15 protein-coding genes are annotated in these 20,004 nt (G+C 35.7%); 4 read left to right on the forward strand and 11 right to left on the reverse strand.

Going from position 1 to position 20,004, the window contains the following annotated elements; all coding sequences use genetic code 11:
- Nucleotides 1–10: 10 nt before the first annotated feature.
- The 6 genes from BW983_RS13090 to BW983_RS13115 form a co-directional block, all read right to left on the reverse strand.
- Nucleotides 11–361 (reverse strand): DUF7009 family protein, encoded by a 351-nt coding sequence (locus BW983_RS13090; protein ID WP_076552366.1) that lies wholly within the window; start codon nucleotides 359–361, stop codon nucleotides 11–13.
- 525 nt (nucleotides 362–886) lie between these two features.
- On the reverse strand, nucleotides 887–1,261 hold the full coding sequence (locus BW983_RS13095; protein WP_076552367.1) for a GxxExxY protein: 375 nt from the start codon (nucleotides 1,259–1,261) through the stop codon (nucleotides 887–889).
- Nucleotides 1,262–1,649: 388 nt separating this feature from the next.
- Entirely contained in the window at nucleotides 1,650–2,519 is an 870-nt protein-coding gene (gene fdhD, locus BW983_RS13100; protein WP_076552368.1) for a formate dehydrogenase accessory sulfurtransferase FdhD, read from the reverse strand.
- 47 nt (nucleotides 2,520–2,566) lie between these two features.
- Nucleotides 2,567–2,983 carry a molybdenum cofactor biosynthesis protein MoaE gene (locus BW983_RS13105; RefSeq protein ID WP_076552369.1) on the reverse strand — a complete coding sequence of 139 codons (417 nt, stop codon included), beginning with the start codon at nucleotides 2,981–2,983 and terminating at the stop codon, nucleotides 2,567–2,569.
- Nucleotides 2,984–3,085: 102 nt separating this feature from the next.
- Entirely contained in the window at nucleotides 3,086–3,328 is a 243-nt protein-coding gene (locus BW983_RS13110) for a MoaD/ThiS family protein (protein WP_076552370.1), read from the reverse strand.
- A gap of 20 nt (nucleotides 3,329–3,348) precedes the next feature.
- Complete coding sequence (locus tag BW983_RS13115) at nucleotides 3,349–4,098, reverse strand: sulfite exporter TauE/SafE family protein (RefSeq protein ID WP_076552371.1); 750 nt, start codon at nucleotides 4,096–4,098, stop codon at nucleotides 3,349–3,351.
- 210 nt (nucleotides 4,099–4,308) lie between these two features.
- Here BW983_RS13115 and BW983_RS13120 point away from each other — a divergent pair, with 210 nt between their 5' ends.
- On the forward strand, nucleotides 4,309–5,235 hold the full coding sequence (locus BW983_RS13120) for a Dyp-type peroxidase (protein WP_076552649.1): 927 nt from the start codon (nucleotides 4,309–4,311) through the stop codon (nucleotides 5,233–5,235).
- A 60-nt stretch (nucleotides 5,236–5,295) separates the two neighbouring features.
- On the opposite strand, the gene BW983_RS13125 is transcribed toward BW983_RS13120, so the two are convergent.
- From BW983_RS13125 to BW983_RS13140, 3 genes are all read right to left on the reverse strand, one after another.
- Nucleotides 5,296–5,937 carry a DUF1062 domain-containing protein gene (locus tag BW983_RS13125; RefSeq protein WP_076552372.1) on the reverse strand — a complete coding sequence of 214 codons (642 nt, stop codon included), beginning with the start codon at nucleotides 5,935–5,937 and terminating at the stop codon, nucleotides 5,296–5,298.
- Between the two features lie 1,065 nt (nucleotides 5,938–7,002).
- On the reverse strand, nucleotides 7,003–8,130 hold the full coding sequence (locus BW983_RS13135) for a tetratricopeptide repeat protein (RefSeq protein ID WP_076552374.1): 1,128 nt from the start codon (nucleotides 8,128–8,130) through the stop codon (nucleotides 7,003–7,005).
- Entirely contained in the window at nucleotides 8,127–9,698 is a 1,572-nt protein-coding gene (locus BW983_RS13140; protein WP_167369984.1) for a helix-turn-helix domain-containing protein, read from the reverse strand. The genes BW983_RS13135 and BW983_RS13140 overlap by 4 nt, the downstream gene beginning before the upstream one ends.
- Before the next feature lie 435 nt (nucleotides 9,699–10,133).
- Here BW983_RS13140 and BW983_RS13145 point away from each other — a divergent pair, with 435 nt between their 5' ends.
- The 3 genes from BW983_RS13145 (at nucleotide 10,134) to BW983_RS13155 (ending at nucleotide 18,978) form a co-directional block, all read left to right on the forward strand.
- The gene (locus BW983_RS13145; protein ID WP_076552376.1) at nucleotides 10,134–12,404 is read left to right on the forward strand and encodes a fibronectin type III domain-containing protein; all 2,271 of its coding nucleotides are present in this window, start codon (nucleotides 10,134–10,136) and stop codon (nucleotides 12,402–12,404) included.
- Between the two features lie 265 nt (nucleotides 12,405–12,669).
- Nucleotides 12,670–15,801: a T9SS type B sorting domain-containing protein gene (locus BW983_RS13150; protein ID WP_076552377.1), complete on the forward strand. Its 3,132-nt coding sequence runs from the start codon at nucleotides 12,670–12,672 to the stop codon at nucleotides 15,799–15,801.
- Between the two features lie 90 nt (nucleotides 15,802–15,891).
- On the forward strand, nucleotides 15,892–18,978 hold the full coding sequence (locus BW983_RS13155; protein WP_076552378.1) for a T9SS type B sorting domain-containing protein: 3,087 nt from the start codon (nucleotides 15,892–15,894) through the stop codon (nucleotides 18,976–18,978).
- An 84-nt stretch (nucleotides 18,979–19,062) separates the two neighbouring features.
- Here BW983_RS13155 and BW983_RS13160 read toward each other — a convergent pair whose 3' ends face one another.
- Together BW983_RS13160 and BW983_RS13165 are read right to left on the reverse strand one after the other, a co-directional pair.
- Nucleotides 19,063–19,314 carry a hypothetical protein gene (locus BW983_RS13160; protein ID WP_065394766.1) on the reverse strand — a complete coding sequence of 84 codons (252 nt, stop codon included), beginning with the start codon at nucleotides 19,312–19,314 and terminating at the stop codon, nucleotides 19,063–19,065.
- Between the two features lie 33 nt (nucleotides 19,315–19,347).
- Nucleotides 19,348–19,890, reverse strand: coding sequence for a hypothetical protein (locus BW983_RS13165; RefSeq protein WP_139329271.1), 543 nt, complete (start codon nucleotides 19,888–19,890; stop codon nucleotides 19,348–19,350).
- Nucleotides 19,891–20,004: the final 114 nt, after the last annotated feature.

A 20,004-nucleotide genomic window follows, 5' to 3' on the forward strand; every position in this document is an offset into this window, starting at 1 on the left:
TGTAAAGTGATCAACATTTAAGATTGGGATTCGGATAGTTATCGCTTTGGTCTTCCATTGTATTGTCTATACATACAAAGTCTTTTTCTACCAAAAGCTTTACAAGCCCAGCCTGCCCGTCAAATCCGACAATATCTGTAGATACAAGCTCCTCAACCATTGCAGCGGGCATTTTCATTACAATTTTATTTTCAATAAAAGCAGCCGATAATGCACGATCATCTGTTTTTTCTATAGCATAGATGAATGGTCTGTCTACAAATTCTGTGAAACTGGAAACAATTCCATTTTCACCCAATTCTGAAACTTCTGATTGAGTTAACCGAAACCTTATTGAGTTATCTTTTATTCTAATTTTCATATCCTTATTTCTGTTTGCACCACAGATATACTTTTTTATTAGTGTATCCGTAGCTATTATATTTTGATTACTAATATTTTACTTTTTGCCACGAATTCACGAATGATTATGCAGCGGTGATTATTTCTATTTATATATCCGCTTATATTCCTACTTAATGGATATAATTTATAGTATCAAATTATTTTTATTAGTGCATTTGTGGCGATAACTTTTTATTTTGCCACGAATTCACGAATGATTTTGCAGCGGTGATTATTTCTATTTATATATCCGCTTATATTCCTACTTAATGGATATAATTTATAGTATCAAATTATTTTTATTTATGCATTCGTGGCAATAACTTTTTATTTTGCCACGAATTCACGAATGATTATGCAGCGGTGATTATTTCTATTTATATATCCGCTTGTATTCCTACTTAATGGATATAATTTATAGTATCATATTATTTTTATTTATGCATTCGTGGCAATAACTTTTTATTTTGCCACGAATGCACGAATATTTTTTGTTTCGTGGTTATAAAACTATTCGTTTATAATTCAATTTCGTTTCCCCGAAATTTGCAATCAAAGCCAGTTTATTTTCAGATACTTTTAAATAATTAATAGACTGTGCAATATGTTCATCAGCAATATCTGCGGTTCCTTTTACTTCTAATATTATTTTGTCAAATACGACAAAATCTGCATAAAATTTATGTGGAAGCAAAGTCCCTTTATAATGTATAGCATATTCTTTTTCTCTTTCATATAAGATACCAGCCTGATTCATTTCGTACTCCAAGGCATCTTTATAAACGATTTCTGAAAATCCAGATCCTAAATTATTATGTACTTCCATGCAAATTCCAATTATTGCATAGGACTCCTGTTTGTAAACTAAATCTTTCATTCATTATGTGTTTTTTATTTCCACGGACCCATATTTTTATTTATGTATCCATGGTTGTTATTATTTTTTTGCCACGAATGCACGAATCATTTTCGTCCTGCGTGATTATTTCAACTTATATATCCACTTACATTCCTACTTAAAGGATATAATTTATACTATTCTATTCTTCTTATTCGTGTATCCGTGGCTATCATATTTTGATTACTAATCTTTTATTTTTTGCCACAGATGCACGAATCATTTTCGTCCTGCGTGATTATTTTAATTTACATATCCACTTACGTTCCTGCTTAATCTATGCTATTATATTATCTTTATTCGTGCATTCGTGGCGATAACTTTTTATTTTGCCACAGATGCACAAATGATTTTTGTGGCGTGGTGGTTATTTTTCGATTATTTTGTGGAAGCTGCTTTGATTATAAATATTAAACCTATTATCTCTGAGAAACCCCAGCAAAGTCATATTAAACTCTTTAGCGAGATCAACTGCCAGACTGGACGGTGCTCCTATTGCCGCAACAATAGAAATTCCTGCCATAGCTGCTTTCTGAATCAGTTCAAAGCTGGCTCTTCCACTGAGTACCAAAATATGATCTTTCAATGGAAGTTGTCCGGTAAACAAAGCATGTCCTATCAGTTTATCCAATGCATTATGCCTTCCGACATCTTCTCGTAAAGCAAGTAGGTTCCCATTAAAATCAAAAATACCAGATGCATGAATACCGCCTGTTGCACTGAAATTATTCTGGAAAGACTGTAAGTCTTCGGATAACTGATATATCGTTTGTAATGTTATAGCCTGTTGTTCCCGTTCAATATTCTGGAAAGTACTTACTGTTTTTATGGATTCGATAGAGCCTTTTCCGCAGACTCCACAACTGGATGTGGTATAAAAATTCCTATCTGCATTTTTAAGCTGAGGAACAAAATCATCTGCCAGCTCTACTTCAATGATGTTTTCTCTATTTCTGGAACATTCGGCAGTGGGATGATCTATATTTCTGATCTGGTGATATTCTGAAATAATTCCTTCTGTGAACAGAAAACCGGCAGCAAGTTCGGTATCATTACCGGGAGTCCGCATGGTGACGGATATATTTTTAGTTTCCCTTTGATCTTTTCCATAAGAAATACGGATTTCCAAGGGTTCTTCTACAGAAATATCATCTGTATAAGGAAAACTGTTGTCTTCTTTTACTTTGACAATATCGATCTGCCGTACAGATTTATTTTCTAATATATTGGTTTTCATATCTTAATAATCTGGTATAGTAAATATACGAAATTTCGTCCTTCAAACTATGGATGTGCAGAAACCCATTCTTCACCATCTTCAAAAATTTCTTTTTTCCATATAGGAACGGTTTGCTTTATGGTATCAATTACATAACGACAAGCTTCAAAAACCGCATCTCGATGTCCGTCACTTACCACAATTATTACCGCAGCATCACCAGGAAACAAAATTCCGGTACGATGATGTACAACGATATTACGCACAGAAAAACGGGATGTAGCTTGGTCCACAATCTTTCTGATTTCTTTTACAGCCATAGCCTGATAGCATTCATATTCCAGCCGAACTACCGCTTTATTTTTTGTAATGTTACGAACTGTTCCTATAAATGTTGCAATGCCACCACTACTCAGATCTTCAGCCAAGGTGAGACATTCGGTTATGCTTAAAATATTATCTGTGATTTTGATATCGACCATTTATTTCTTTTTTATGCCTTTGATTCTACATCGGAATTTATTGTTTGCTAATGACGGTAAATCGCCACGAATGCACAAATTTTTGGTTCAAATGCTTATAAATCATCCTCCGCTTACAGGTGGGATAAGAGCAACTTCATCTGTGTATACAATGATTTGATCATCTTCTGCATATTCTTCATTTACAGCAATGAAATAGGATTTCAGTTTTACTAACGGAGGGAAGTTTTCTTCCAGTATTCTTTTTAGCTGACCAACCTTCAGATCATCCTGTGTTTCCAATTCTTTTTCTGCAGCTCCCAAAATATCTTTCGTTATTCCAAAAGCTAGTATTTTAAGTTTCATTATATTCTTTAAAATAAATTTTACAAATATTTTATCAAAACATTTATACCTGCAACCAATACAAGTATAGCCGTCATTCTTTTTATAATCAAAGGGTTCCATTTCAGAGACATTCTGGAACCGATCTGTCCGCCAACTAAAACAGCCAGAGATAAGCTCAGAATCCTGAAATAATCCATATCTACTGATAATTTTGACAACTGTCCTACAATTCCAGACAAAGAATTAGCCAGTATAAAAACACTGGAAGTAGCTGCAATTTTTCTCGGAGTATCCCATTTCATGAGATTAAGCAATGGAGAAAGGAAAATTCCGCCTCCAATACCAACTAAACCGGACAAAAAGCCAATTCCGCCTCCTAGAAAACTGTTTCCCAATAAGGATGTTCTGGAATCCTGCAGGGTCTCTTCATTTACTTTAGCATCTGTTTTTACCCATAATAAGATTGCCGCAATGATGAGCGTAATCCCCAGAATCAGGAAGAATGTTTCCTGACTGATTTTCAGAATAGCTCCCAGATAAGCCATGGGAACACTGACGAGTGTAATGGGGAGTACTTTTTTCCAATCTACCTGTTTATTTTTAATATAAATATATACACCTCCTACTACTACAATGACATTACATATCAATGCTGTTAACCTTATTTCCTGGTAAGGAAGGGCATACATCGCCAAAACAGCAAGGTAGCTGGAACCACCTCCAAATCCTACCGATGAATACACAAAGGCTATTATCAAAAATAACAGAAAAATCTCCCAATGTCCCATACTATTTTATTGAAGATTAATTTTATTACAATAATACTCATTTTAAGCCTTGTTTTATGAGAGAAAATATAAAAGTCTCTGCTGTAATTTGTGAAAAAAATGTCATAAATTGTGTATCTAAGGAATACTGTAATGTAATCTCTTTATCATTTATTAAATTTGATTGATCAGAAATAATTTAAAATGTCAATAAACGAAACACCAAACAAGATGAATTCTCAAAACGTTACCGATTATCCTAACAACAATACCTATTTTCTGGTTTGGAACTTTAAACAGGATGTCGATTCTTCCAAAATTAAAGCTGTATTTCAGAGAATGTGCGCTTTGATTATCAACCTTAATAATTCTGCTCTCGACCGTTTCCCGGATTCAAAGGCAAGCGTTGTGATGGGTATTGGATATGAAGCATGGCTGCAACTGGAACTTCCTACTCCGCTTCCTAAAGAGTTTAAAAAATTTGAGGAAATAAAAGGTAGCAAACACACTGCTGTAAGTACGAGAGGTGATCTTCATTTTCATATTCGTGCAGACGAGAAAAGCTTTGCCTATGATATGGCTTCTACGATCTCAGATTTTATGAAAGACATTGCAGATTGTGTGGTAGAAGTTCAGGGATTCCGCTATTGGGATAGCAGATCAATCTTAGGTTTTGTGGATGGTACAGAGAATCCGCATGGTAAAGACCGTGATTATTTTGCCGTTATCGGAGAAGCAGATCCTGGGTATCAAGGAGGAAGCTACCTTTTCACACAAAAATACATCCATAATATGAATGCATGGAAGTCTCTTTCTGTGGAAGATCAGGAAAAAGTAATCGGAAGATCAAAGGAACAAGATATTGAGATGGATAATGAGGTAAAGCCTAAAAACTCTCATATCGCATTAGCAAATGTTGGTGATGATTTTAAAGTGGTAAGAGATAATATGCCTTTCGGAAATGTTTCCACGAATGAAATGGGGACTTATTTTATATGTTATGCCAGTACTTTCAGCACGGTAGAAAAAATGCTGACCAATATGTTTATTGGTGATCCCCCAGGAAATTATGACCGTATTCTGGATTTCAGTACAGCTCAGACGGGAACTTTATTTTTTGTCCCATCAGCTGATATGCTGGATGATTTTTCCTCTTAAATTTCTTAAAGATTTACCATATAAGATAAATGGACCGCTTCTTCTGAAACGGTCCATTTTTTATTTTGAGATTATTAATTCCGGATGTATGTTTTCGATTTGTAAGACGAATTTTAATTTTTCTTTTGTCACCTGAATAATATCTCCGTTTTTTATTTTATGTTTCTTTTGTAATGGTTTTCCATGAACAAAGATGCCCTTCATATCCATTAATTGCTTCAGTTTGCCTGATGAAAGGTGTAAACATGTTCTGACAACTGTTGATATCCGGGGGTTAAAATCAAAAGGGTTATGAATTTTAAAGATGAATATCTCATCTTCTGAACTTTCCATTTGCTCTTCTAAAATTTCTTCATACAGAATCTCATATTCTACACTTTCAAGATCAGCTTCAACATTATTTTTTCGTCTTATCTCCTGTGAAAATGCATATTCCCAAGCCAAATCGGTATCATTTTCTGAAAATCTATTAAAGATATCTTTACTGATAGATTCTGTTCTGATTCTCGAGAATATAGTCATATTGTAGCGGTTATTACATTTTACACATCTGTAAATTAACCATATATCAATGTTTTTTTTCTGGGCATTTAATCTGAATTTATCACTGCAATGAAATCTGTCGCTGTCACAATGATTGCATTTCTTTTTTAAGGTAGGAGTATTTTTCGCGTTGATCTCCCATATATACTGTATACTCATTATTATCGTGCTTAATATTCTTTGTAAGATTTTTACATATTATTCACGCATTACCAATCGTAAGCATCTGGTACAGTAGAAAAATAAATGCACAAAAGCTTAGCATCTATTCTCTATTCAAATTTGATCAGTATAAATATCAAAAAGGAATACAAAATACAGCTGCTCTATCAGCAATACGATAAATAATATGATACATAAGAACCTGTTCGGGTAGATTTGCCCAAACGAAAGAATCATTAGCCTGTGGTTTTGAAGGCTAATAGTAAGCGATAATAGGTTTACGAGCTGTTCTCAAAACGAATTGTTTACTTGGTTGATATAAAAGTAGTAATTTTTTTATTGGAAAGTGCAAAGACGCAAATTATTTATCTTAGTTATGCTTTAAGGCGCGAGGATTTTTTCTTCGATAAAATTGAATCTGGCTAAACTTGCTTTTTAATTGCCACTAATGCACAAATTATTTTATTGACCCATAAGTCTATGCCCTATGCATTTAAAAAAATATATACACCTCTTTAATTCATTATCGAAAAATCTGTACGATCTGCAAGAAAAGTTTAATCGCCACGAATACCTTTAGATTTGCAAAAGGATTTAGTTATAAATTAGATAATAATTTAATTCTGAAGAACCAGAGAAAATAAAGTGAACTAAACGGATGCATAGAAACGAACTACTTCGTGTATAGTTGTTTTGAAGAGTAAAAATAAATGCGGAATATTTCTATTCCGCATTGTACCTTCATCATTACGTGCTCTTGTTTGTTTGTGTTTTTTGGGCTTTAATAAACTCATATCAAATTCCAAAACAAATATCGGACAATCCTCAGCTAAGCTCATAATTATTTCAATAACAACTCCTATACATATAAAGTTTATGCTTGTTACAATATATGTACAAAAAAAGCAACAATATAAAAATCAACAACTTAAAAAAACGCCTCAACACAGAACGTTCTGCTCCGGAAAAACGTAGTTATTCTATAGGAATAGTGATGAATATAGGAGCAACGAGCATTTTTACATTGATCTTGTTTTCGGAAGAGTTTTACAGCTTTTAAAATCAGGAACAGATAAGACCTTGTATTTCATCATGATATCTTTTGTTTTTCTTCTTTATTTTTAAAGTAATATAAAGCAAGGTAATAATTATCACTAGTCCAACCGCCACTACAACTCCAATAAGAATATTATAATTATATGCAATTTCCTTCGTTTTTTTACGCATTTCTTTATTATGGACATCAATAGCATGATTGATAGAACTTAATTCATTCTGCTCTCTCTTAAAACTTACTTCAAAAAATTTCCCGTTGTAAACCTGGTAAAGATGCTGATTTCCCATGGCAAGATAATTCTCCGCCATTTCTCTATAGATTCCTTCATTCAGAGTAAGGTCACCAATTTTTTGGGAAAGTTCCTGCGCTTTGACCAATAGATCAACTGCAGTCTGGTTTTCCTTTTTATTCTTATACACTTCCGAAAGTCCCTTCAAGGCAAATGCTTCTAAACTATTTGCATTGATAAAACGGGCAAATTCCAAAGATTTCACGAAGGCTCCTTCGGCTTTATTCAATTGATTCAAAAGCAGATAGCAATATCCAATATTGTAATACACAATACTTTGGTTAAAATGAGTTTCCTTTTCTTTTACTTTTTCAAAATTCCGGGCTGCAATGAGGAATTCCTGGAGCGCAATTTCCGGATTAAACTGGCTTTTATGAATCATCCCCCGCAAAGCATAGCTTCTTGCTGTTTCAAAATATTTGTAAGGATCGTTGTCCGGAAGCTGTATAAGATACTCTTCTGCTTCATCTAATGTTTCAAGACTTTTGCTGTAAAAATCCATCTGCTGATACTGCATGGCAATGGAAGTCAATACACTGGTTTTTATATTCAGGCTATTGGTTTTCTGGACAAGTTCTCTTGCTACAAGAAGGTTTTTCAGGGATTCATCAAAGTCTCTTTTGGCAATATTTGCTATGGAAAGGACTAAATAAATCTTAACCAATTTGTTAACATCTTTCTCTTTCTGAAGCAATTTTTTAGCTATTTTTACAGCATTGTCAGGATTGTTGTATATTTCTTGGTTTGCCTTTTTAATGAGGGAATCATTAGAAATATTTTGCCCAAAAAACCCGGTCTGATAACCTAAAAGTACAATAAAGAGAATCTTGATAAACAGTTTCATGATTTTTTATTCTTTATAATTTCCTGAATATAATGATTGGGAGACATTCCTGTAATGGATTTAAAAACATTGGTAAATGCGCCATGTGAAGAGAATCCTGTATATTCCGCAAGATAGCTTACTTTATAATTGAGATAGGCAGGATCTGTTCTCAGAAGGGAAGCAATATGATTGATTCTTAATTCATTGATATATCCGTTAAAGTTTTTTCCTTTATTGTTATTAATTACTTCTGATAAATATTTCGTATTGATTCCCGTTTCAGCAGAAAGAATAGAAATCGACATGTTTTTGTTTAAATAATTATCGGTAAGTTCCCATTCTTTAAGTTTCTCAAGAATTTCAGTTTCTTTTTCCTTCGATACCTTTGCCTGGTCTTTTTCTGATGTTTTATTTACTTTTATCAATGGTTCTTCATGAGCAATTGAAATCGATGCAGAGATTTCTCTTTTTCTTTGTCCTTCAAAAAAAACTAACTGTTTTCTCAGATCTTTTCCTCTTCTCTGTTCGTAATAAAAGCCGACTATAGTTCCTAAAATAAGGAATAAGGTAATGCTGATAATAATCTTTACCTGAATTGATTTGTTTTGTTTCTGGTATTCGATATTCTTTTTATGATAGATTTCCAGTAGCTTAACGATATATTGTATTCCTTCTTTCCTGTTGGAATCCAGTTTGTTCTTTAAATCAGAATACAGGTTATTGTAATACGAATATTTTTCACCGTTATTCAGGGCAAGATAGTTTTCGGTAAATAATTCGTAAAATATAAGCTTTAAATCGTTGTAAGGTAGATCTTCAATTCTGGAAAATCCTTTTTCTAAATAATGTATTGCAGTATGATAGTCTTCTTTTGAAAAGTAATATTGTGACAATGCTTCGTAAGCAAATGCAGCAAGAAAAGCATAGTCTCCCTGATTTTCAATCTCATGAATCACCTCATCAAGCAGTTTTTTAGATTCTTCTCGCCTATTGGCTCTCATCAGATACAATGCCCGAAAAATAGTATTTTCCTGTCTTGTAATCTTATTTTCCTCATTATCGTAGTCCAAATACTGATCACTAATATCGAAATTTTTCAGCGCTTCACCATACTTTTTGGAAACACCGTCATTGATTGCCTGAAGCTGATACAGCTTTGACAAGGTCATTCTTTCCTTTAAATTTTTACTGGTCAGAAGATCCTGATCTGCCAAAATTCCGGCAATAATATTTCTCGACTGTTCATATAATCCTAAATTCTGGTATTGGTCTGCAAGATTAAAGTTACCAAATACTCTTACAAAACGGGACTGTTTTACTTCCTGACTGTCGTCTTCTTTTTGATTTGAAGTATTGACTGCCTGTACATAATTTCCCTGCATTGCATATGCCCAGGAGATGGTTTTTCGCAGAATGGTTTTATGTTCAATATTTTTTTCACTAATTAACAGGCTTTGAGAATATCTTATGCAGTCTTCCGGATTCTGATATAATTTCTGAAAAGCCCTATCCGTTAAAATGTTAAAATCAGGACCAGATTGCCCCCTTATAATGGCAGGACACAATACTATTAAAAATAACACCATCGTATTATTTTTCCCTATTATTTTCCAAAAAGATCCTATTTTTCTTCTACTTTCCCCCAATATCTTACCTATCATCACTACTGTAAACAAAAATTCACAAGCAGTTAATTTTCAAATAATTACATTTTTAATTCTTGTAAATTCAATGAAATATGCAAGCGTATTTCTTTACAAAGCGCAAATATAATGTTAATATTGTCCCAAGCATCAAATAGATTAAAAATATTAGACTTATTTACAATTTTCTTAAAAAGAATCATACAAATAATAGACTATAATTAAATAATCACGAATCTGGTTTTTACATTTTAACCTGTACACAGATATTCAGATTTCACTTATTCATCTTCTGGCAGATCATAAAATATCCTTAGGATTTTCACTGAAAAATAAATATTGACAATGATAAATTCTTTTAACATATAAATAATAAAAATGAGAAAGCAATACCTATTATGGATGGCGTTACTTATTCCATCCTGGCAATTGAGTGCCCAGACCTATTGTACTCCTACAGCCGGAGCTTCAAGCCAGAATAATTATCTGAAGAATGCTATTTTTTTTGATCAGGGGGCTATATATTATGATGCGACATCTTATCAGGCTTATGTAGATAATTCTAGCCAGATGGTAACATCTTATCCGGGGAGTACTGTAAGTGTGCATCTGGAACACAGCTCCGGAGGCAGTAAATCTTATGTTTGGGTAGACTGGAATGCAGATGGAGATTTTGATGATTTCTATGAAGACCCAATAGGACCTTCTCCTTTTAATACGGTTGATGATCAATTCTTTATTCCTCCCAGTCAAGAACCGGGCATTTATAGAATAAGAGTACAGTCAGCAAGTACATTTTCCAATCCTGTAAACCCATGTGGTCCCAATAACTATGGTGGATTTGTGGATTTCAGCCTGAAAATTGATTCTGCACCGACCTGCTTTGCTCCTTCAACTCTTACGGCATCCAATATCACCAATTCAACTGCTACAATATCATGGGAAGCACCCACGACTATCCCTGGAAGCGGATATGAATATTATTATACAAGCTCAACGACTCCACCAACAGCAACTACTTCTCCTTCAGGGACAAGTAGTGTAACATCTGCAAGCATCAGCGGACTATCATCCTTTACCACATATTATGTGTATGCGAGATCTGTTTGCAGCGCTTCGGATAAAAGCGTATGGTCTTTAAGAGGAACATTCACTACAAAATGCGATCCTATGACCTCTATGTTTGAAAACTTTGAAGCAGTTACCGGAGCTACTGCGAACTGTTGGGATAAACTGGGACCAGGTTATATGTCAATAAGCAGTAGCTCAGGGGTAAATAATTCAAAGGGTGTGACACAAAGTTCATTAAGTGCGGCTAATTTTTCAATAGCTGTTCTTCCAATGTTTAGTAATGTAAATGCAGGAACTCACTGGCTGAGATTTAAAGCTAGAGTAAACAGTGATCCTGGTGTATTGGATATCGGATATGTTACCAACGATTCGGATGCTTCAACATTTACTACTATTCAGTCTGTGAATATCAAGAATAAAAACTATGATGGATATGAATATAATGTTATTATCCCTAATACGGTACCTTCTACAGCAAGACTTGCTATCAGACACAGCGGCATACCTGCAGTGAATATATATTGGGATGAAGTATATTGGGAACCTAAGCCAAGCTGCCTTCCTATAAGTACTATTACAACGTCTAATATTACCAGTACTTCTGTGGACCTAGAATGGGCAGCATCTGCTTCTTCTCCTTCAGGATATGATATTTATTATAGTCTGAATAATACACTTCCAACGGCATCTACTCCACCGAGTGTAAGTAATGTTCAGGGCACTACGTATACAATTTCTAATCTTAATATTGCCAAAACCTATCATATTTGGGTAAGACCAAGATGCAGCAACACGGATCAGGGAGTATGGAATAATATTACTTCCATTCTTACAGCATGTGCTCCGGTTTCAAGTTTATCTGAAAACTTTGATTCTTATAATGTGGGACTTGTTACCAATGCACCTTGTTGGGGAAAAATAACCGTTGGAGTCATTGCTTCTTGTACTATTAACGGCAGTACACCAGCTGCTTCAGGGACCAAGCATATCAATTTAAGATCTGTTTCCAGTGGTGATATTGCTATTGCTGTTTTACCGGAATTCAGTAATGTCAATGCAGGAACTCATCAGTTAAAATTCAAGGCATACAGTAGCGTAAACACAGGAAAACTAAAAGTAGGCTATGTAACAGATCCAACCAATGCAGAATCTTTTGTTTTGATCAAACAATTAGATATAACAAATACATCATATAACGCCAATTATTATACCGTAAACGTACCTGCTACAGTACCAGCGAACGCTAGGCTTGCCATCCGCAGTGATCATGCAACCAGTACAAACGTATCATACTACATTGATGATGTCAATTGGGAAAACGGATCTCTGGGTACAAGCGAAGTGTTGACAAAACCTGAGCTGACAGTATACCCTAACCCATTCACAGATATGATCAATATATCTTCTGAACAAAAGGTATCTTCAATGGCTGTTTATGATTTCTCCGGAAAGATTGTAAAGGAAATTATCAATCCTTCAGCATCAGTTTCATTAAAGGAGTTGCCAGCAGGTGCTTATTTGATCAAAGTAATCCTTAAGAACGGAACAGCTAAAACAATAAAGGCTGTAAAAAAATAATATGTTGTCACTGTCATATGAAAGCGGCAGGTGTACCGTCTGCTGCTTTTGTGACAGTTTTCATTCATTTTCTTTCATTAATATCCATTAAATTTCTTTTGAATGAAAAACTTCTATTCATTATTGGTATGAACATCACGAAACATAAAATATTGTTCTTCCACTCATCTATCACTTGTTTGAATGCTTCATCATTCACTTTTTCATTGAATCCGAAAAAATGACAAAAACAGCTATGCTGTGCTATTAAAATATAAACCACCCAATGACTATCAACAACATTCACGATCAGGAAAAACATGGGTCTGCAGTATTAAAGAGACTTTTGTTTGGTTTTATACTTATTATTCTCATGAGCAGCACCCTTTCTGCACAAAGAGATACGGAACATTGGTTTGCTCCTATGATGTCCAGACTTAATGATTCCAACAAACAGGCTTTATTTTTATCTACAGATTCTACAATACCGTTTGCCGTAAGCATTTACAATAATAATGTGCTGATAGGGACGATAACCATCAGCAAGGGAAATCCTCAGTCTTTTGATATTCCTACGGATCAGATGATTACCGGATCTCAGGCTGAGCTTTTCAGGGCAACGGGACGAGGGCTTTATATAAAAGGAGAAAAACCATTTTTCTGTACTTTCAGATTTTCTACCAAAAATCATGGAGAAATTCTGACTTCTAAGGGCAAAGCGGGAATCGGTAACAAGTTCTATGTGTCGTATGCACCGTTGGCTACTTTAGCCGCTAATAATAATTTCACATGTGGTATTTTGGCTACGGAAGATAATACTACGGTAAAGATTTCTAATTATAATACTTCCGTAAAGTTCTCCAATGGTACAACCGGAGCTACAAATCCTACCATGACTTTCACCTTGAACAAAGGACAGTCTTATATTGTAGAAGGTAAAGGGAATGAAGCATCTAACCAAACTGGTTTTATGGGGGCTAAAATTGAATCTGATAAGCCCGTTTCTGTTACCAATGGAAGTTTTAACGGACAAATTATTAATTCCAATAATGGTGCAGATATTCTTATGGACCAGTCAATCCCTGTGGAACGTCTGGGAGAGGAGTTTGTACTGGTAAAAGGTATGGCTCCTATTGCAAGCAATGTGGAAGGTGCTTTAGTGACTGCAACAGAGAATAATACTCAGGTTTATGTAAATGATCAAACAACACCTATTGCCACATTAAATGAGGGACAGTTTTATCACATTCGGTCTGATTCTTATGTGAATCAAAACAGTACAGGGCATTATAATATGCGTATCCGTACTACTAAAAAAGCTTATGTATATCAACTGATGGCAGGAACATCAACTTCTTTTGTTGAAATTACAATTGGAGCCAATTATATTCCTCCTCTCAGCTGCTTTCTTCCGAAAAAAATTGATGAAATCGGGAAAATTGATGTCTTGCCTTATTATACCGCTATCACCCCTATTGTCAAATTGAATATTATAACTGAAGCTGGAGCAACAGTATTTGTTAATAGCAATCCTCTGTTACCTTCTCAAGGACCTTTTCCCGTATCCGGAAATACAAACTGGGTTTCCTATTCTGTTCCGAATGTGACGGGGAATATTACTGTGGAATCTACCAAAGCTGTCACAGCCGGAATTGCTGCTGGTGAAGGGAATGTAGGCTATGGAGGTTACTTTGCCGGGTTTTCTTCGGTTCCGGTGATTGCTAAAAAAAGCGGCTCATGTATTCCTGATATGGTATTGGAAGTGGATGACAGCTATGTTTCTTATCAATGGAATTTTAATGGAAATCCTATTTCCGGGGCAACAAGCAATACTTACACTCCAACGCAATCCGGAAATTATACCGTAACTGTTTCTGTGGGCGGAACATGTCCACCTGCAACAACACCGATTTATAAGGTGTTCAGCTGTACAGCACATACTACGAAAGCTTTGACGGTGTGCTCTGCCAACACACCTGTTACTATTACACCAACATTTACAAGTTCTACCCAAATTCCTTTGCCAGGCAGTGTACAAATTATCACTCCGCCTACCAACGGAACATTGACAATCAATCCGGCAACAGGTATTTTAACGTACACAGCCAATGCAGGAGCAACTACAGATACTTTTACCTATAAATTCTGCGGCAACATCCCGGAATTCTCTGATTGTGAAGAGGTAAAAACAAATGTGACAATACAGTCTGTTACAGCAAATAATGCAACCATTCAGGCATGTAATAATAATGGCACAGGGCTTTTTGATCTTACTTCTGCCAATGTAGGAGGACCCGCGGGAAGCATTAAGAAATATTATCCTACTCAGGCAGATCTTCTTGCCGGAACAAACGAAATAATACCTTCCAATGCTTATAGCTCTCCGGCTCCAAAAGATGTATATGTAAAAGTAGCTACTGCTGAAGGGTGTTTTGCACAGGCAAAAATCAGTTTAACATATACACCGGCACCTGTCATACAGAACGCATCTCTTAGCTCATGCCCTATTGATACGGAACCCAATAAAGGTAGCTTTGATCTTACCAAAGCAGCAGTTACTGATGAAGGAGGAATCACCAAAGAATATTACAAAACCATGCAGGACGCAATTTCAGGAATCAATACTATTGTCAATCCGGCAACATATATTTCTTCTAATGCCACCGTATATATAAAAGTGATCAATGCTTCGGGATGCTCATCCATAGCCGCAGTTACTCTTATTGTAACGCCATCACGCCCGTCTTCTTTGCTTAAAAATCAGTTTATCTGTATTGATGCAACTACAGTTCTTGATGCAGGTCCTGGTTACCAGTCTTACCAATGGAGTACGGGAGCAACTACACCCTCTATCACAGTAAAACCAGGAATTTATTCCGTGATTCTGGAACATGATAATTGCTTTACCAAGCAGGACGTAGCTGTAAATGTAGCTCCAAATCCAGTAATTACGAACATTGATATTGATAACAATAAGGCTACTCTTACGGTAATCGGTGGTAATCCTCCTTATTTATATTCTATTGATAATGTGCACTGGCAGGCTTCAAATACATTCACAGGGCTACCTAACGGGCAGAATATATTCTATGTAAAAGACAGTTACAATTGTGATCCTGTAAAAGTAGAATTAACGGTTATTAATATCATCAATGCAATTACTCCAAATGGAGATAACATCAATGATACAGTGTCCTACATAGACCTTGCTTATAAAAAAGATCTTTCCTTCACAGTATATGACAGATACGGAAACAATGTTTTCACGGGAAGTCGCTTTAATAACTATACCTGGGACGGAAAATCCGGTAATAAGAGTGTATTTACAGGAACGTATTGGTATGTCATCACCTGGAAAGAACCAAAATTACAAGATGCCATTATCAAATATACCGGCTGGATTCTATTAAAAAATTAAAAATCTTCTGAACTCTACAACTCAATATTATCATCCGCAAGGGCATGAAACTCTTGCGGAGATAAGTTTAACTCATTTTTTCCATACTTTATGAAAAAGATCATACTCATTTTACTGTTGTCTCTTTTTTCCTCCAAAATTCTGGCACAAAGGGATACAGATCACTGGTTTGCCCCGATGATTGCAAGTTCCAGCAATGGATCTCAGAAACAGGCTTTGTATTTGTCTACAGACAGCATGGTTCCTTTTTCTGTTTCCATTTATAATAATAATGCCGTCATAGGAACGGTTACAATCAGTAAAGGGAATCCTCAGACTTTTGATGTCCCCTTTAGTCTGATGGTGGGACAAGGTACTACCGATGCTATGAGCGTAAAAACCCGTGGACTTTATCTTCATGGAAATCTTCCTTTCTTTGCTACCTATAGATTTTCAGAAGTTAATCATGGTGAAATATTGACGTCTAAAGGAAAGGCAGGACTTGGAAAACTTTTCTACGCCGTTTATGCCCCATTAATGAACAACCAAAACACCCAGAACTTCTCTTGTTCCATTCTTGCCACAGAAGACAATACCCAGATAAAAGTTTCAGGGTATGCTATGACAACGTGGTTTTACAATAACTTTAATGGTCTTACTCATCCTTCTATTACAATTAATCTTAATAAAGGGCAATCCTACACTTTTGCAGGTTTTGCGAATAGACCAGGAAATAAAGACGGATTTATAGGGGCTAAAATTGAAGCTACCAAACCGGTATCTGTTACCAATGGAAATTATCACGGGCAATTCGGGATGTCACCTCCTTATAACGGGGAAGATATTATTATGGATCAGTCTGTACCTGTTGAACGTCTTGGAAATGAATTCGTTCTGATCAAAGGAAAAGGTAATCTTATCCCTGAAATTGAAGGTGCTATCATCGTCGCTACTGAAGATAACACAGAGATAAGACTCAACAACAACCCTACTCCTGTTGCTACCATTAATGCGGGTAAATATTATCGTGTCAGTGCAATGAATTATATACTCAATGGTCCTGCACATCATAATATGTACATTAAAGCTTCAAAAAATGTCTATGTTTATCAGCTTTTATCAGGGATTGAAGATAATGATGCAACGGAAGGCTTTAATTATATTCCTCCTCTTAACTGCTTCCTTCCCAATGTTATCGATGAGATCGGGAAAATAGGCGAATTACCTTATTATACGACTTTTAATCCTCCATTGTTTGTGAAACTTAATATCCTTACACAAACAGGAGCCACCGTTATGGTCAACGGAACACCTACAAATGCAACCGAAGGTCCATTTCCTGTAACAGGAACCCCGGATTGGGTATCTTATTCTATTCCGAATATTACCGGAAATGTCACCGTGACTTCTACCAAAGCCGTCACAGCAGGAATTGCAGGAGGAAGCGGAAACCTGGGATATGGTGGTTATTTTGCAGGATTTAATTCTATTCCTGTGATCAGTAAATCTGTCGGAGAATGTGTTCCCGGAATTATCTTAGAAGTGGAAGCCGGTTTTGATCATTATCAATGGAACCTGAATGGCAATCCTATTCCGGGTGCCAACTCAAACACCTACACTCCTACAGGATCAGGAAATTACACAGTTTCCATCACCAAAGGCACCTGCGTACCTCTTACAACCTATCCGTACAAAGTACAAAACTGCCTCGTGAATACTGTAAAACCAATGAATATCTGTAGTACAAGAACGCCTACAGCCATTACACCTGCTTTTACCAATTCTACGCAGACTCCGGTTCCGGGAACAGTACAGATTGTTACTCCGCCTGCCAACGGTACTTTAACTTTAGACCCAACAACAGGTATTCTGACCTATACTGCGAATGTAGGAACAACCGTGGACACCTTTACGTATAAATTCTGTGGAAATGATCCTGAATTTACAGATTGTGAGCAGGTAAAAGTGAATATAACCGTACAACCTTTGGTATTGACAAATGCTACTGTAAAAGCCTGTGAGATCAATGGTTCAGGTATTTTTGATTTAACAGCAGCGAATGTTGGAGGTCCGGCTACTGCCGTAAAAAGATATTATAGAACCTTAGCGGATCTTAGTGCAGGCATCAATGAAATTATTCCTGCGAATGCTTTTCAATCCGTTGCTCCGGCTGAAGTTTATGTAAAAGCAACAACCATAGAAGGCTGTACTGCCAATGCAAAGATCAGTCTTGAGTTTCATCCAAAGCCCGTGATCATGGACGCTGATCTTAGCGGATGCTTTGTTCAGAATAATACAAGCACCGGAACTTTCGATCTGACGACAGCTCTTGTGACAACTACAAATCCGGTAACGAAAAGATATTACCCAACTCTGACTGATGCCGTAAACGGAACTAATGAAATTACAACTCCCACAAACTTTGTCTCTCCCAATACAACGGTATATGTAAAAGTAATCACCGCAAACGGATGTTTTGACTTCGCTAAAATAACATTGAAAGTAACACCTCCTAAGCCCTCTCCTCTTTTGGTAGATCAATACATCTGCCCGGACGCGAGAACCACATTGGATGCAGGTCCCGGCTATACATCATACCAATGGAGCACGGGAGCCAACACACAGTCTATCATAGCTTCTGTAGGAACTTATTGGGTAATATTAACATCCAATGGCTGCCAGACCAAGCAAACTGTAAATGTAATGCCTGTTCCAAGCCCTAAAATTAAAAAAGTAGACGTGAACAATAATACGGTAACCCTTACTGTAGAAGGCGGAACACCTCCTTATCAATATTCAAAAGACGAAATGATATGGCAGGATTCCAACGTATTTACAAATCTTGTGCGTGGAAAAAATATATTCTATGTAAAAGATTCTTACAACTGTAAACCGGTTCAGGTGGAAGTATTGGTTCCCAATCTTGTTAACGCCATTACCCCTAACAGTGATGGGATCAATGATACATTAGATTATTCTGAGCTATCTTATTTAAAGGATTTAAAGTTTTCAATATTCAACAGATATGGGCAGCTTATGTATTCTTCGGATAAAAATAACAGCTACAAATGGGACGGAACCATTAGCGGAATGCCTGTAAGCAGCGGAACCTACTGGTATGAAATAAGCTGGACAGAACCAGCCTCTACCAAGCTCACTTCTTATACCGGATGGATCATGGTAAAAAATAGAAATTAAAGATTGGTACCCATCTGCTTATATACTTTTTGTTTAAAGAGACTGCCTCAATATTTTTTGAGGCAGTTTTATTTTACAAGCTATTTACTTCAGGTTTCTGGATTCCAGCTCTCTGTTTATTGACTGATCGTTTTTCTTCCATTGAGTGGTTAAAATCAGTACAAATATTAAAGGAAATATCGTAAAAAATCCAATACCGTGTTTCACAGAACTGTATACTGCAATCCCAATTAAAAACCCAATCAGCACAGCATTGATGATTTTACCTGATTTTAATTTTTGTTTTTTATCCAGTAATTCCTGATCCGTCAATTCGCTTAGGTCTTTTTCTTTCATCCGTTTAATTTTTATGGTTATTATAGTTTGTTTTTAGTTAGCCGCCGGATCAATCAACTCTTTTGTGATTCCTACAGATTTAAGGAGATTTTTACTATCAAATAATAAGGTAGCATAATGTTTCCCTTTTTTGAATATTAATTTTGAACCTCCTTCAAACTCACTGTCCATACCAAGTTTTTGATCTTTTGCTCCATACTTTGCAAATTTGGTTTTACTTTCCTGTAGTGTCGTTTTATTCAAAGTAAGCCCATAAGGCAATCCAGCCACTACCACAGGTTTATCATCCGGAATATCAAAGAAGATTTCATCCACAGAATCGTTTTTCCCCAAAGCAGTATAAAGTTCCAATCCTGATTTGGTAAGCCATCTCGCATATCTTTCTCCATTGGCATTTTCATAATAAGAAGCATCTGTATTCAGTATTGTTGTAATTTTTTCAACTGTTTGAGGTAAAACAAACTCAGATTCTTTGTTCACTAAGGTCTTCAGCTCTACCCTCTTCTGCGAAAATGCGGTTACACTTATCAATTGAAAAACAACGACTAATATTAATGTTAATGGTTTTATCTGCATGAGATTATTGAATTTAATGATTTGATGGTTAAAGATATTAAAATTTAACAAAGCAAATAAAAGGAGAATGTAAAATACCTCATCTCGATAGAAAACAATGAAAATCATTCAAAA

The sequence above is a fragment of the Chryseobacterium ureilyticum genome (assembly GCF_900156735.1).
Lineage (GTDB): Bacteria > Bacteroidota > Bacteroidia > Flavobacteriales > Weeksellaceae > Chryseobacterium > Chryseobacterium ureilyticum.